Raw genomic sequence first — 16,865 nt, forward strand, 5'->3', positions numbered from 1 at the left:
AGTTTCTTCATTTGCTTCATTTGTAACTGGTGCCTCTGCCACTATAGTTTCTTCATTTGCTTCATTTGTAACTGGTGCTTCTGCCGCTATAGTTTCTTCAACAACAATCGGTTTTTCCATTGATTCATTTACTACTTGAGCATTTCCACTCTCAGCTCCACCAAAACCAATGTAAATTCCAACTAATACTGAAGCAACACCAACACTTAATTTTTTTATCGAATACCTAAGCTTTCTTTTCTCCGTTCTTTTCAAAATCATTTTTCTATTGTTTTTAGAAAACATTTTTGTTCCACCTCCAATTTTATATATAATTATATACTTATGCGATTCCGACTTTCATTCAAATATCAGCTAATCAAGCTTTAAACAACACTTATTTAAAATAAAGAAAAATCATATATCATCATTATTAATATATATCATCATTATATTATTTATCTCGTTTTGATTACTTCCCCTAAACGATACCCCTTAAGAATTTTAGAAATCACAAAAAACACATATGTTAGCCTCAAAAACTTTGAAAAAATGAGGTCTAATATATACGCTTAACAAAATATATAGATAAATTAAGGAAGATAAGGGAGCGTGACATAAGTTAACTAGTTATGCCTTCCAAAAAACAAGGAGCACTCGAAAATCATGTGGTTTTTCGAGTGCTCCTTGTTTTTTTATTCATTTTGGTTAGTTCAAGTACCTATTTTTGTCAATTTCATCATATTGATTGCCGGAATGAGTAAACCCGTCTGTTTTCTGACTTTTTCTAAGCCCCGAACCGTGTATCGAGTGAAACCCAAACAAGCCTTCATAAATCCGAAGACTGTTTCCACGTCAATCTTTCTCCGACCATATATTTTTTGAATTTCAGGCGTTGATAAGCGCTCTTTTTGTTTTTCTTTATGGTATTCCCAAGACAGATTTACAGTGATCTTTCTGCGATTCCCCTTTGGGGTTAAGGCTTCAGGAATGAGCGCTTGGTTCGCATCCGTTTTTTCTGCTTGGTATTCTTTAAAATCTCGGACAAAGCCATCCGCATCTGTTCTTTGACGGTAGGCATGAAAATTGAATCGTACCTCTTTGGGATCGATGTAAAAATCCTCCTTAGGCTCATAATCCCAATTCATTACTTTCCGATCATCTGTCTGCCATTTCTTGCTTTGTTCTTTAAACATCGTTCCATAAAGAATCAGTGCAGTATGCTGGGGAAGTTCATCTTCTATATAGCGGTAATTGCTTTCTGAACCATAGCCTGCATCGGCGACCAAATAATGAGGGGACTTTTGTGCGATCTTCATTTTTTCCAGTAATGGTTTCAGTGTCTTAGTGTCTGTTGGGTTTTGAAAGACATCGTAGTCGAGTACAAATTGATTACAGGTAGCGATCTGCAGGTTATACGCAGGCTTAAGTTGGCCATTTTTCATAGGGGCTTCTTTTACGCGCATGAATGTCGCATCATGATCAGTTTTTGAATAACTGTTTCTTGTCCCATAAATAGAAAACTGCGTTTGATGTTCCAGAAGTTTTTCTCGTTTTGTATTTAATTTGCGTACTTGGCTTTTCAACGTTCGCCGTTGTTGTTTCGCTGGATTTGGCGAAAGACGTTTCGTTTCCTCAACTTCTTTTTCTAGTTCTTCCAGACGTAGTTCCATCCGTGTTAACCGTTCATCTATCATGTCTACTGTCAGGGTCGTCCCTTCGGGAATCTGTTTCAGGGCATACGCTTCTCTTAGTTCCGTCATCATAGTAAGCAGTTTTTCGCGATTCATTTGATCGAACCGGATCGTGTTTTTCTTCCAGACAAAGCTGTACTTATTCGCATCCGCCAAGATTTTTGTGCCGTCAATAAACAGCGCATCATCAATCAGATTTCGTGCACGCAGATACTCTGTCAACTGATCTAATCCTTTATTGGTCAACTCCTGTACATCGTTGGATACACAAAAGCGGGCGATCGTTCGATAAGTCGGAACCCGTTCTTGCGTCAACCAGCGAGCATATAGGTTTTCTTCAGCTAAGCGTTCAATCTTGCGACTTGTAAAGGTTTCTCGCGTATATGCAAAAAGAACCAACTTCATCATGGCACCTAAATCATATTCTCTTGGTCGACCAAAAAGATAGGGGTCATGAATCTGAAGCGCTTCGACCAGTTCATGGATAAAAACGGCGACATGATTTTCTTCTGGAGAAAATGAAGTAGATAGATCCAAAGTGAGTTGATTCATGTTATAATTAGTATACATTTTGTTTAGTCCTTTCAGGATTAAATGATGGGGCAGTGGCGGGAACCGATACTCCTTTTTATTTTACCCAAAAAACCGCAAGAAATGAACGATTTCTCGTCATTTCTTGCGGTTTTCTTCTATGGACTTATGTCACAGTCCCAATAGAGACTATTTTCTCTGGAAACACTAAGCCATTAAAATTCAAAGTACATTCTGTTCGAGGACTAAAAAAGGTTCAAAAGCATATTATTTTCTACAGTAAACTTTTAAACCAAGCCAGCAACTCTTTGAAAATATTCTTTAATGTATTGAAATTAATCAACACCACAGATATAAAATTAGCAAAAACTATTGTTTTAAAAACATAGACAACCGCTCAGACATTTCACTGGAATAAATTCTTAATGCTACTTCATCTTCTGATTGATGATTTTTAGGAAGACTCCAGAATAACTGGCTATCTATAACGATAAATTTTTGATAAATGTTTTCTTTGAAAAACAATTGGTAGTTTAAATTCCTTAGTTTTCTTTATTGAATAAATTACTTTTATATAATTCTGATTGCTTATTCTCCCATAATTCATAGCCTAGTTTTTTATATGTTCGTAATCGTTTTTGGTGCATTTTATAAATCATTGGAATTGCATAATCTACATAATCATAAACCCGTAGCTCTTCCTTTCCTTCTAAGTTTCGAAGCAAACGACCTAAATATTGCTTTAAGTTATTGTGACTTGAAATAGGCATTGCCAAAAACAATGTGTCTAATGCGGGCAAATCAAATCCTTCTCCAGCATAGTTCATTGTTGTTAATAAAACAAAAGGTTTCCCTTCTTTTTTTAATAAGAGCAATTCTTTTCGTAATTCTTTTGTCTTCATTTGACCATTGAGAATATAAAGTCTACAATCTTGAATTCTCTTTTTTAGCTGTTGTTCTAACAAAGTTAGATGTTTAATAAATCTTGTTAGAACTATGATATGTCGATTTTGTTGCAAGTTTTCTAATATATCCAAAATAACCTGTTTTGTTCGTTCCTCAGACTCCATGATCATTTGATAATTCTCATGAATTGACTGTTGTTGAACCGTTGGAAGTTGTTCTCCTACAGAAGTAAAGCGCATATATAATTTTTGTATGACATGTGTAGGAACTTCTTTTTCTGCAATATGACGTATTTCTCCTAATCTCATGTAGAGAATATTTTCCAATCCATCATCTCTGTTAGGCGTAGCAGTCAATCCATAAATATATTGACTTGCAGCTTTTTTTATAACATCTTCAAATGTTTTTGCAGCAACATGATGTGCTTCATCAACTATAATCATTCCGTAGTCTTTAAACAATTCTTCCAAATTTTGTTGCTTCGCAAGAGATTGGAAAAGCCCAATATCAACTAGATTACTTCTGTTAATAGTCCCACCATATATTTTCCCGATTTTTGATTTTTTTCTCCTCCGCCCAGTAGGAGTCTGTTCTTCAAATGGGGTATCTTCAATTTCTAAAAAATTTTCTAAGCTGGCTCTCCATTGATTAGCTAAATTCTTGTTATGAACAAGCACTAAGGTACTAACCTTTTTTTCTGCTATTAACTTCGCTGCAACAACTGTTTTACCAAAGCCGGTTCCTGCACATAAAATTCCCATAGATCTTAACATTAGATCTGTTAACGCTTTTTCTTGTTTTGGATATAAAGAACCTTTAAAGTTAATATTTATTCTTTTGCCCATCTCTGTTTGATAAACAAATGAAGCATTCGAAAAAAGGTTACGAACTTGAGGTTCTAAACCTCTTGGCAAATATACAGCAGAATCAGTTATTTTAGCTAAACAAATAAATCGTGGAATTCCTCTGGTAGATTGACGTTTATTTTGAGCGACATAAAAAGCTTTGTTATGAAAGGTAGCTAAAAATTTCAGTTGTAAAAGTTCTTCCTTCGTTAACTCATTTCTTTTTATCTCTAATTGATTACACACTACGACATTGATTTTATTCATAAAAGACACAGGAAACTTATTTTCAGAATCAGTAAACAATGATAATTCTTTATAAGAAATTTTTGATTGCTCATAGGTTTTCTGATAGTATTCTGTAGGTAATACATAGTCAATCTCTTTAATAATTCGTTCTATTTGCTTTTTTTCTAACTTGGGAGTAGCTTCTAAAGTACCCCAAATATCTTCAATCAAATTAAAATGTTCATCAATAAAACGACTTGTGCCATTTTTGACTTTTGAACCTTGTAAAGGTAAAGCAATTAAATTACCAAAACCGCCGTAAGAAAGCTCATCTTGATTTGGAAACATTCGGTCATAGGAATCAAATGTCAATTTGGGTTGATCCAACATTGCATACTTTAAAAGACCAAAACCAAACTGTCTTACAAGTTTAGCTTGGATGGCTTCTGCAAAGAAAAACCAAATATGACAACCATTTCCTGATTGAGATAATTCTATTAATGGTGACAAATCAAGTTTTTTAGCCGCTTTAACAAAAGCTAAGCCTGATTGTTGCCAATCTTTTTTATCAAAATCAAAGGCTAGAAAGTACACAGTATTTCCTTCAGTTAAAGGATATATTCCATAAAAAACTTCTCTTCCGTCTCTATCGAATCCTCTCAGATGATCAATAATTTGTTCATTTAAAATAGGTTGAAAATTTTGAAATTGACATTTTGTACATGGAAAATTCAACTTTTTAATCTTTGGACAAGAATATTTTTTTCGAGAAAGACATAAAGGATAATAAACTCGTTTCCCACTATTATTTTCGAAACTTGTGGCTATCATATTTTCTCTTCCTCTAAAATACGATCGATACAGTTGAACTTTTTCCGATGTTGTTCTTTTTGCTTTTGAAATTACAACGTCCATAACAATATTTGCCTGAAATTCTAATAAATCTGCAATTGAATAACTTTCGTTTATTTTTAAAAGAACAAAGTCTTTTTTTGAAAAATAATCAGGGTAAATAGCCACTAAACGAGCTTTCTGGTTATTTTTTAATCTATATATTTCCCCCACATTAAGCATAAGTAAAAATCCCTTCTCCCTGTAGTTGAATTGAACTATCACGCTTATCTAATATGGAAAAATCCTTTATCGAAAATATTAAAAATTACTATATGTTTTCTAACCAAACTGCCTGATAAAACTAATTAGTCCTAACATAAAACTAGTAAATGATTTCTTTCTAAAACAAATCTATTCAAAAATGAATACAAAAAAGTGAAGCAGTTTTTCATTAAAAATAATTCAACCAGTTGATTATGATCTCATACAAAACAATTAGTTTGTTATAGGTTAGACTCATCCTTTAAGATCAGGTAAAAAACTTATGAAAACACAAACTATCAAAAAAGTTGCATTTGATTTAGATAATCTTTTTCCAATGATCCTATTACTTGTACTTGGTTTTTCTAGCCCCCTGAAGGAGATGCATCCCTTTTTCACAAGTTGGTTAAAGATTTTCGAAACAAAGAGTCTCCACACCTTGTTTTTCTTCATGTTGAAAGAACTTCCAGAAAGGTTAGATGATAGTTTCTGTGAGAAACTTCAAAGCCTTCTGACCTATGAAAATGCATCGTCAATATGATAACTTTACTCTAATAAGAAAATAGAAACAAAGAAATACAGTTAAAATCACATTTTATGAATCTAAATTATTTAACAACATGAGAATTAGAATTTTTTGATCAATTTATATAAATTTGATTTGAATAATAAAAAATAACTCAATTCTTGACGGAATTTGATAAATATATTTTAAAAATATTTTAATTAATATAGACTTCAGAGTTTATTCTTCTATTCTATTTATGGAATATACATAAATATTTCTGCATAATCCAATATCAGGAAATTGTTTTTGTTTACTATCTTTTAAATGAAATCGTACTTTTTCTCCACTTTTAAATTCACCTTGAGTATTCCAAATAAACAAAAACTGTCTCTTTTCAGTTTCTTCATCATTTATTTTCAAGTGTTTTGACAATATTATTTTCGGTAGTTCAAAACAACAAGCCTGGTCTTTGTATTTTCCTAAGACTTCTCTTTTTTCACCCAAAACTGTTTCGAACCAATTGTCTTCAATAGGGCACAAAGATTTACTTTCTAAAAAAACAGCATTTAAATTCTTTGTAATTGGCTCAATATATTCCACGGGACTCAAACTAACTAAATCCGGCCATTCTATATTTGCGCTTGTACTAATTTCTCTAATTAATCGAAACAGATCCGCTACTTGAAATTGATCTCCTACAACCAAGCTTAATCTATCTTGACTAATAGCACCCTCTATATCTTTTACATTGAAATTAGGTAATGTTATAGGATAATGATCTTCACTCACCATCCATGAAGCACCCATTTCATTTAGACAAATCACACTTTCATAATAGTGTTTAGATAATAGATAAATCATAATAGGTCCATCTGATAATTCGTTTTTCAAACGCTCAAAGATACGTTCCCCATAATTAATACCAGTAGAATAATCTGAACTACAAAAGATATCCTTTTCTCGAAACCCAAAACTCTTCAACAGCTCTATAAAGTTAAGAGCATAAGCACTGTCTTTTGTTGAATGACTAATAAATACTTTTTTGCTCATCACTATACCTCGCTTCAAATTACATTAATACAAGTGTTACTCAAAATAATTAATCAATCCTTTAAAATATTTTATCTCTACAATATGTTACTTTCAATGTTTTTAGTGAAATTTATTGAATGAAAAATATATCAAGTTTTTATCTATTCATTATCATTTAGTTGAATATATCAATTATGTATGGATTCATTAAATATTAAACTTTTTATCAAAGTAAGTTAAACGGTCAGAAAACATCAATATATACGAGTACTGGTTTTAACCGTAAAAACTTTAAACGTTTTGTTGATACGTCATTATTTAATTACTAACTTTACACACAACAAGAAGTGTAATAGATTAATACAATTTGTTATTGATGAAAACTCTTAAAAGAAAGTGTGTCTTCTGGAATAACTTCAACCTTTTTTATTTTTGTAAACTTTGCTGTGTCATGTATTCATAGCGATTAGTATTAACATGTTTTTTACAGAAATCGTCAATAATTCTTTAATTTTTCATCTACACTTTTAGGCTCACCTTTCCCCGCTCGTTCAATTCATCGATACGTAAATTGTTGAAAACGTAATTCATGTATTCGACAATATAACACCAATCAACCACTAATTTGACATTGAGCAAAATACATTAGATAAACTCAAAGTAGGCGACACTCATGTCAGTGACTAAGAATTCTATTTTTTAGGATTAATGTAGCTTCAAAAGTAGCTTGTTAATCTAGGTAGTTTTCTTGTTTCACATCTGTACAAATAAAGCTCATTTTTATCCTCAGCGGAAGTATGAAAACAAAATACATCCACCATCAATATTTTATTAAACGACCTAGGTAAATAGTTTTTAAACTCTTCCAATGCACGAATAACAGTTGCCAACGATACTTGACAACTGTTCGCAATAAAAGATTAAAAACACTTTTCCCAGTTCTTAAAGGACTCATACCCCTATCACTCTTTCATTATTTAAATGGATCTATATACTATTGTTTACTTATACTATCTCTAATTCATCTGCCTCTTGTTTCCGAATACACTTTTCAAGTGTTTTTTGATTTAATCCAACCATACTCACATAATATCCTTTAAAGCAAAAGCTTTTATTTTCATACTTATCTTTCAAATTCGCATATTTTTCATCAATTAAGGTTGCATTACATCCTTTTAAATAGCCCATAAAACTGGAAATACTAATTTTGAACACAATTCTCTTACTATTTGACCAATACTTACTCTTAACTTTCTATAAATCACTTTTCGTCAATGCTTCGGAGTAAAAACCTATTTGAACCTTATACTTCTATCTCGTATGTGCTAAACTTTTATCTCGTCCACACACAGAAACGTGCAATTTTTTTGTTTCGTACACTAGCAAAATTTCTCAAAATGCTTTCCATACAAGAAAAAGCCGCCATAGCGACGACTCTATTTCATAATTCACAGTAGAATACACTTCTAAAATACTTAACTTAAATCGGGCCATAATCCCTTGTTAGCTTCGTATAACTCATCTAATACTTTTTTCCCAATAGTATAATTAGGAATTGTTTTATTCAACATGACAGCTTCCAAAGCTGTTTGATATGACCCTGACAACGCAGCATCCACTGTCATTTTTTCATAGGCTTTTTGCATTTCCATCAATCCCTTTTGAAAAGCAGGAATCTCTCCAATATTTATTGTTTCAGCACCCATAGAACCAACATAAGCTGGTATTTCTACTACTGCTTCTGAGTCAAAGTTAGAAATTGCCCCATGATTCTTTTTATTTACTGTAAAGCGTTCTCTCGTATTGTGAATAATTGCATAGGCAATATCAACAATATAATTCCCATGAACCCCTGCATGAAGAGTAGAGTCCTTAGCAGAACCTGCTGCAATTACTCGACAACATTCATCATAAATTCTTTTCTCACGTCCTTGCATGACATAATCTCCGCGAGTAAAACTTGGATCATCGTGAGCAATCGTTTCATCAGGGGTCAAATAATACTGCAAGTAACAATTTGGAAAATACTCTGGAAACCTTTTGAATAGACTAATCATTTGTTTATAAGTGTCAATCCAGTATTGATCACCCTCTGTCTCTCCATTGGACATAAGTAACGTATCAATTTTTCCTGATAAAACATCTTCTCGAAGTTCAGGAAGCAAATCTTTGCCCTTTTCATCAATGACATTCGTCCACCATCCAAAGTGATTTAAGCCAAAATACTTAAATGTAAGATCTCGTAAATCCTTATTAAAATACTTGGCAATTGCACCTTCGATAGAAATTGGCATATCACAAATACACAATACATTTGCATCTGGGAATTCTCGATAAATTGCTTCAGATAAGATAGCTTCCGGATTAGTATAGTTTAAAATCCATGCATCGGGACAAATTTCTTTAACCTTACGAATGATCTCTAGCACAGCAGGGATAACACGCATCGCAAATGAGAATCCTCCTAGTCCACAAGTTTCTTGTCCCACAACTCCATTTCGTATACAGATCTTCTCATCAATTGCTCTTTGTTTATTTAAACCTGGACGTATTTGCATGAATAAGAAATCAGCACCTTGTAATGCTTTATCTATATCTGTAGTATAAGTGATATTTACTTTGGACCCAGTTTCTCCATAATACATTTTAGTATACTGTCCCAAAAGATTTACTCGCTCTTCATCATTGTCATATAAGACAAGGTCAGTTAAATTTAGCTCTTTTGCTCTTTTTCGTAAAACTTCCAAAATACCAAGTGATTGGGTGGATCCTCCACCGATCATTACAAATTTGTTGCCCACTTTTAATTCCTCCAATTGTTATATCAATACTATGCTATACTTCGGCTACTTTTAATTTAGCCATATAAGCTTCTACTTTTTCTCTCTCTTCCTCTACGCCAACACCAATAATAATTTGAATATGTTTGCCCTTATCCACTATGCCAGATGATTGGACCTTTTCTTTAAGAATCTGCATATTTACTTTATCAGCATCTTTTACATCAACCCGGAGCCTTGTATAGCAGTTAATAATATTTTCAATATTATCTGCCCCACCAAGACCAGCTACAATATTTTGAATCTGTGGTTCAAATTCAGAGTCAGCATCAATTGAATTTTGTAGCTCAACGGCTTCATCTGTGACTACAGACCCATCAGAAGAGTCTTTCTTTTCGCGTCCCAGCGTGGGAATATCTAGCTTAAGAATTAACGTTTTGAATACAAAGTATTCCAATACGCCTGTTACAATGAATACAATAGGAATTAAATACTGATGTCCCAAACGACTTGGAAAAGCAAAACTATTGATAATCATATTAATACCAGTGTCAAATTGAATGTTAATTCCGACTAAGTTTGTGATTAACATGCTTAATCCATAAACAACAGCATGTGCTATCCACAAGAGCGGTGACAGAAATAAAAAAAGAAACTCTAATGGTTCAGTAACCCCTGCTAAAAATGCTGTTGTCACTGTCGGAATCAATATTGCAGCAACTTTTTTTCGATTCTCAGGACGAGCAGTTTGCCAAAATGCAACAGCAATCCCAATAGGAAGAGAAATCGAGCCAAAGTTTGCCAAATATCCAATTGATGGATGCATTGCAGTAATCGATCCAGCATTTCCTAGTTCTGCTAACCAAATGTTAAATGCACCGTTATAAACTTGACCGGCAATTTCTGCTGTTCCTCCAAGTGGCGTGTAAAAGATTGGCATCCATAAAAAGTGATGTAACCCTAATGGTAGCAATAGTCTATTTAAAAACCCATAGAAAAAGCATCCCACTGATCCAGCAGTAGTCGTTGCTTTAACAATCGACTCGACTACCGAATTAACCGCTGGCCAAAAATAAGTAATTCCAATAGCAAATAAAATAGTTGCAAAAATAATTAAGATATAAGCAGATTTAGTTCCTGAATATGGTGCTAAATATTTATGAAGTTTGATTTCTCCAAATTTATTGACCATCACTCCTACAAAAACACCTAGCAAAATCCCTAAAAATACACCCATATCAGTGACTTGAATTCCAAAAACTGTTCCTTGTCCGGTACCATAAAGCCCTTGTTCTCCAGCTTGTGCCAGACGATTTGTGACTGTCAACCAAGCATTATTAGCATATAAAAAAACTAGATAAGTTATGATGCCCAAAATTGCCGCATCCGTTTTGTATTTAGGTTTAGCTAAAGCAGTCGCTATCCCTACACAAAAAATCGCGCTTAATTGACCAATCATACCACCAGACATAATATTAAAAACAAAATTCCCAACTTCCTTAAATCCATTAGGCATCATTTCAAGTTTAAAAATTGCACAGACAGATAAAATAATCCCCGTTACTGCCATAAACATAACAGGTTGGATTATTGCCTTAGAAAAAGTACCAGCAGACTTCATAAACTTCTCTTTCATCTTTCACATCTCCTTCTTTAATAAAAATTATTTACATATCGTCTACCTATTTTCTAGCATCACCAAATTTCCATAGTGAAAACACTCAATATTCCGCTGTTCTATAACAGCACGCATCAAAGGATCACATAGTAGAGTAACTTCTTTGACGCGTTGAACATTAAAAGAAGAATTAAAATATAAAGTTTCATCAACAAACGCTGGATGGACCATTAATTCCGTGACTTCCCCCTCCTCAACTAAGTCTAAGACTGATTGAATTTCTTCAAAACATTCTTTATACCTTTCATTTACAGTGAACTTGAGATTTCGAATCTCGTCATGATCCATCAAATCTAAAAAGCCACTGATTCCCTTTTGATAAGGAAGCTCTACATTTTCTTCAAGTCCATATACATTTCGAAAACACAAATGATATTTTTCAGCGATTCTTTTAGTAATTTCGTAGTTTTCAGGAAATGTATGCACATGATGATGGCTATCTAAATGAGTCAATTTCAGTCCTTTTTCTATTAAATAATCAATTTGGCTACACCATTCATTAAATATCTCGTGTTCATCCATCATACTCCGATTGACCTGATATTCTTTTAATCCAAAAAAATTTTGATTACAATCTGTTAATGTACGATTCTTTGTTCTTGGGGAGCCACAAGTTAACACTAAATGTCCACCAACTCCAAGACCAGGATTCTTCTTTGCTAACTCAATTGCGTTATCACATCCAGGCATGTTAGCCATTAGAGTAGTAGAAGTCAGAACTCCATTTTTATATGCTTCTACAATACCTAAATTAACCGCAGTCGAGTATCCAAAATCATCCGCATTAATAATTATTTTCTTCATTTTTTGCCTCTTTCGTAAAGAAATTACTTTCATACAATTGTATTTGCTTTCTTTATGATCGTAGTATAATCTATATAGATAGGGCATACAATACTACCAATTAAGGATAATAGTCCTTTCCGTTATCGAAAGTAATTTCAGAAAGAGCAAGTTTGAAAAAAATACTGATTGAATCATTCACATAATTGTAGAAAAAAACCACACGAAAAAGAGGTTTTGATATTGTTTTTTGGACTATACCAAATCAAGCAATTTGAAACCCATGATTTTTGACAAATTGAATGGCTTCGCGAATAGACAGTGTTTTATTCGGTGCCACATATTCTTAATAGTGACAAAGCCTCGAATCATACGGCTCACCTTTTTTGAGAATGTGGCAGATGGCCACAAACAAACGACGAGCAATCGCAATAATTGCTTTTTTGTGCCCTCTGCGCTTTTTAAGTTGTAAATATTTGTTTCGATGTTCAAGATTTTTCCCACCACGTCATTCGCGACTTCGACAAGTAACGGTTTAAGATAGCGACCACCTTTAGAGATACGCGTCGAAAACTTTTTACCAGCACTTTCGTTATTGGCAGAAACAACGCCGACTCACGAACAAAGATATCCTGCAGTAGGGAATTGGTTCATATCGATCCCAATTTCTGAAATCACTCGTAACGCAGTCAATAGGTTTTTGAATCCTAGAATGGTTTGAATCAGCTCTTGTTGGTTCTTATATTCCTTATCTATCTCAGTAATCATCTCTTCGAGATCGTATTTGCATAATGTAATCTCGTCATAGTGAGCTTTGATCACACGCAGTTTTTCTCTGCCTGTTCCTCTGATAGCTCACCATCCATCGAGAGCTCGAGCTCTTCAACAGAAGCTTTCATACGACAATCAAGTAACGAAACAATATCCGGTTTCTCGTCAAGATTATCCAAGACACTTTGAATGATTTTCTGAGCAGATTTCCCAGAAACATCGGAAACAACACTTGCGATTTGAAGATTCGACCAAGTGAGGCAATTTTGATAGCAATTCTTTTCTCCCGTCTAAAGATGGGGCAATTTCATTCGCTAACGGAATAAATCTCGTAATTGACGAATTTTAGCTGTGGGAATAAAACTACCTACGACCAAATCGTATATGTATAAGTCGGCGATCCATTTAGCGTCTTTCTTATCAGTTTTCTTCCCGCAAATCGCTTTAACATATTTGAGGTGTGCGAGACAAATGTCCATTTCGTCCTCAAGAACGTTATAAATAGGGATCCAATATTTTCCAGTTAACTCAAGGCAAACATGAAAACAGGAATAGAACTCAAGCCATTTTTTCAGCTCTTTCAACCCGTTCGTAAACGTTAAAAAGCGGTGGCGTTTATATTGAGTGACTCCTTCACTGTCAGTAATTTCGATCACCGCAATAACAAACGTTTTGTGGACGTCGATGGCACAACAATTAGGATATACGATTTTTAGCATCGTGAGAGACTCCCTCCCATAGAATTTAGAAGAAAAACTATACAGGAACTGCCTGGTTCTGCACAAACGAGTCGTTTATCCCAAAATAAGTTTACGTGCTCTGTAGCACAGTTTGTTGTGCCTAAAAAACCAAGCTACACGTATAAATATTCAAGGTCGAAAAGTGAGGCTTCGCACTTAATCTCCCCGTGATTTGTAGTGTGTCTAGGCTTCTTCAAGATAATTTTACTACAAAAAAACAAGATTCCGCTAAAAACGCAACGCTTTTTCATTCGGTGTTATGCCTTGAGCGGAATCGCGAAAGGAATGATTATAAATATGGAGAAAATTTACTATTTTAACAGATTGCTGCCGAACAGTAATCTTAGAGATGACGATGAAAAAATCATCCAAAATATAATTTCGGACATCAAAAAAAAGAAGCAAATAGAAATAAAGACTGTAGCAGAGAAAAATTTTACATCTCAGTCTTCCATCAGCCGTCTAGTAAAACGTGCCGGTTTCAAAAATTTTAAGGAGTTTATTTTTTTCTTAGAAACAGAGTTTTCTATTAAATCGAGTAGGCAAATTGATAATCTCCCATTTGCTAGTTCTTTTTACAATTGGGAGACAATTGATGAATATTTTTCAAATGCATTTGATACCAAAAAAATCTATCTATTTGGAGAAGGTTTTTGTCAATTTCTGGTAGATTATACATATCGAAAGCTTCTTCTCAAAAAAATCTATGCAATCGATCTAGATGGAGTTGAAATAAGTTTAGTTTCAGATAAAACGCCACATACATTAATTACTTTCTCCCAATCTGGAGAAAACAAGCATGGCATAATTAAAATGCAAGAATGTAAAAACTATGGTGGCAAGGTCATTGCTATAACTGCTACTGAAAATAGTACGTATGTAAAGCAAAGTGATCTTTCATTCATTGTAGAAAGAGGCACTATAGGCGTTGATCATGAGAACCAATACTTAAATTTTTTTTTTGGTAATTCTCTAAATCTAATAGAATACTTAATTGATATATACATGAAGTAAGCATTCATCCATGGAAATGGTTAGCTTTTATATATATAACCACCAACCGCTCACGGCCCTATCTCTCTTTAACTATTTAAATGGATCTACATACTCTTGTTTACTTATACTATCTCTTATTCGATCATCTGCTTCTTGTTCTCGAATATATTTTTCACTTGTTTTTTGATTTAACTCAACCGTACTCACGTAGTATCCTTTGGACCAAAAACTTTTATTCCCATACTTGTATTTCAAATTCGCATGTTTTTCATGGATTAAGGTTGCACTTCGTCCTTTTAAGTAACCCATAAAACTAGAAATACTGATCTTTGGCGGTATTCTTACTAACAGTTGAATATGGCTAGGCATTTCATGAGCTTCAATGATTTCAACATCTTTCATCTCACACAATTTCCTTACTATCTGACCAATACTTACTCTTAACTTTCCATAAATCACTTTTCGTCGATACTTCGGGGTGAAGACTATGTGATACTTACAATTCCATCTCGTATGTGCTAAATTAGACATAAAAAAGGATAGATTTCTTAAGATCTATCCTTTCTTTTTATGAACTAGCCGAGAACACCCGTGATTTTAATCATGGGTGTTCTCGGCTTCAGTTGTGGCCTAGCTTTAGCTAGGTTAAACAACTGACAAATATAAACTAAATAATAGTGGAATGTCTTGTAATAATTGATTTTGTAGAGGTACATATATTAAAATAATTGCGAGGTGTTTTTGTATGTCAGAAATTCATTATGGACGTGGTTATGTCTATTCTATTCAATATCATCTTGTTTGGTGTGTAAAATATCGACATGATGTTTTGTATGGTCAGGTAGATATTGATGTCAAACAGTTTTTGAAACAAATTGCTGATGATAATAATATAAAAATTATGGAAATAGAATCAGATAAAGACCATATTCATTTACTTATTGAATGCACCCCACAACACTATATTCCTAGTATTGTTAAAGCATTTAAAGGCGTATCCGCTAGACTGCTGTTTAAAAAACATCCTGAACTTAAACAATTCCTTTGGGGTGGACATCTTTGGAATCCAAGCTACTTTGTAGCTACTGTTAGCGAAAATACAGAAGAACAAATTAGAAAATATATACAAAATCAGAAAAAGAAATGAGGTGAATCCATATGCTACAACATAAGGCTTATAAATTTAGAATCTATCCTAATCAAGAACAAGAACTATTAATGACTAAAACCATTGGCTGTTCAAGATTTGTCTATAATTATTTTTTGAATTTGTGGAATCATGCATATGCGACTACTGGAAAAGGATTATCTTATAATTCTTGTTCTGCCATGCTTCCACAAATGAAAAGAAATGCAGAGACAATTTGGTTAAAAGAAGTTGACAGTATTGCGATTCAATCCTCATTGAAAAATCTTTCTGATGCTTTTTCTCGCTTCTTTAAAAAGCAAAATAAACGACCACAATTTAAAAGCAAAAAACATCCTATACAAAGTTATACAACTAAAAATGTGAATAATAGTATTGAAATTAGAAATAATTTCATAAAACTACCTAAGTTAGGACTTGTTAAATTTGCGAAAAGTCAAGAGCCCAAAGGGCGAATCTTAAATGCTACAATTCGGAAAAATTCGAGTGGTAAATTTTTTGTCTCCATCCTGTGTGAAGAAGAAATAGTTGAGTTTCCTAGATCTAATTCCGCTATTGGAATTGACCTTGGTATAACTGATTTTGCAATCCTTTCTGATGGTCAAAAGATTGATAACAATAAATTCACGTCAAAAATGGCAAAAAAACTCAAACGTGAACAACGTAAGTTGTCAAAACGTGCATTACTAGCTAAAAAGAAAGGCATCAATCTCTTTGAAGCTAAAAATTATCAAAAACAAAAACGAAAAGTAGCACGACTACATGAAAAAGTAATGAATCAACGCAATGACTTTTTAAACAAGTTGAGTACAGAGATTATCAAAAACCACGATATTATTTGTATAGAAGACTTAAATACAAAAGGTATGTTGCGTAATCATAAACTAGCAAAAAGTATTTCGGATGTTTCATGGTCTAGTTTTGTGACTAGGTTACAATACAAAGCTGACTGGTACGGTCGGAAAATCATCAAAGTAGATAAATGGTTTCCATCTAGTCAAATCTGTTCAAATTGTGGACACAAAGACGGCAAGAAATCTCTAGAAATTCGAGAATGGACTTGTCCTGTTTGTCATGCTCATCATGACCGAGATATCAATGCTAGTATCAATATTCTGACCGAAGGTCTAAGATTACATTCCATGGGATTAG

General features: G+C 33.5%; 11 protein-coding genes and 2 pseudogenes. 3 read left to right on the forward strand and 10 right to left on the reverse strand.

Features of this window, described 5'->3' with window-relative positions:
* The 9 genes and pseudogenes from A5883_RS11870 to A5883_RS19685 all read right to left on the reverse strand — a co-directional run.
* On the reverse strand, window positions 1–285 hold a 285-nt coding region (locus A5883_RS11870), incomplete at its 3' end, for a YSIRK-type signal peptide-containing protein (RefSeq protein WP_141108420.1).
* 407 nt (window positions 286–692) lie between these two features.
* The gene (locus A5883_RS11875; RefSeq protein ID WP_086338642.1) at window positions 693–2,243 is read right to left on the reverse strand and encodes an IS1182 family transposase; all 1,551 of its coding nucleotides are present in this window, start codon (window positions 2,241–2,243) and stop codon (window positions 693–695) included.
* Window positions 2,244–2,746: 503 nt separating this feature from the next.
* Window positions 2,747–5,257, reverse strand: coding sequence for a DEAD/DEAH box helicase (locus A5883_RS11885; protein ID WP_086338644.1), 2,511 nt, complete (start codon window positions 5,255–5,257; stop codon window positions 2,747–2,749).
* A gap of 766 nt (window positions 5,258–6,023) precedes the next feature.
* The gene (locus tag A5883_RS11895; protein ID WP_086338646.1) at window positions 6,024–6,836 is read right to left on the reverse strand and encodes a toll/interleukin-1 receptor domain-containing protein; all 813 of its coding nucleotides are present in this window, start codon (window positions 6,834–6,836) and stop codon (window positions 6,024–6,026) included.
* A 987-nt stretch (window positions 6,837–7,823) separates the two neighbouring features.
* A pseudogene (locus tag A5883_RS11900) lies at window positions 7,824–8,110 on the reverse strand (transposase); the annotation flags it as partial.
* A 183-nt stretch (window positions 8,111–8,293) separates the two neighbouring features.
* Complete coding sequence (locus tag A5883_RS11905; protein ID WP_086338647.1) at window positions 8,294–9,619, reverse strand: family 4 glycosyl hydrolase; 1,326 nt, start codon at window positions 9,617–9,619, stop codon at window positions 8,294–8,296.
* Window positions 9,620–9,653: 34 nt separating this feature from the next.
* Entirely contained in the window at window positions 9,654–11,234 is a 1,581-nt protein-coding gene (locus A5883_RS11910) for a PTS transporter subunit EIIC (RefSeq protein WP_086338648.1), read from the reverse strand.
* A 42-nt stretch (window positions 11,235–11,276) separates the two neighbouring features.
* Complete coding sequence (locus tag A5883_RS11915) at window positions 11,277–12,080, reverse strand: carbohydrate deacetylase (protein WP_086338649.1); 804 nt, start codon at window positions 12,078–12,080, stop codon at window positions 11,277–11,279.
* A 244-nt stretch (window positions 12,081–12,324) separates the two neighbouring features.
* Window positions 12,325–13,549, reverse strand: a pseudogene (locus tag A5883_RS19685) (IS110 family transposase).
* Between the two features lie 318 nt (window positions 13,550–13,867).
* On the opposite strand from A5883_RS19685, the gene A5883_RS11925 reads away from it, so the two are divergent.
* On the forward strand, window positions 13,868–14,584 hold the full coding sequence (locus A5883_RS11925) for a MurR/RpiR family transcriptional regulator (protein ID WP_086338650.1): 717 nt from the start codon (window positions 13,868–13,870) through the stop codon (window positions 14,582–14,584).
* A 72-nt stretch (window positions 14,585–14,656) separates the two neighbouring features.
* Here A5883_RS11925 and tnpA (A5883_RS11930) read toward each other — a convergent pair whose 3' ends face one another.
* Complete coding sequence (gene tnpA, locus A5883_RS11930) at window positions 14,657–15,097, reverse strand: IS200/IS605 family transposase (RefSeq protein ID WP_086338651.1); 441 nt, start codon at window positions 15,095–15,097, stop codon at window positions 14,657–14,659.
* Window positions 15,098–15,311: 214 nt separating this feature from the next.
* On the opposite strand from tnpA (A5883_RS11930), the gene tnpA (A5883_RS11935) reads away from it, so the two are divergent.
* Window positions 15,312–15,713, forward strand: coding sequence for an IS200/IS605 family transposase (gene tnpA / locus A5883_RS11935; protein WP_086338652.1), 402 nt, complete (start codon window positions 15,312–15,314; stop codon window positions 15,711–15,713).
* Between the two features lie 11 nt (window positions 15,714–15,724).
* The coding region (gene tnpB, locus A5883_RS11940; RefSeq protein WP_086338653.1) for an IS200/IS605 family element RNA-guided endonuclease TnpB at window positions 15,725–16,865 on the forward strand (1,141 nt) is incomplete at its 3' end.

This window comes from Enterococcus sp. 5B3_DIV0040, from assembly GCF_002140755.1.
GTDB classification, from domain to species: Bacteria; Bacillota; Bacilli; order Lactobacillales; family Enterococcaceae; genus Enterococcus_D; species Enterococcus_D casseliflavus.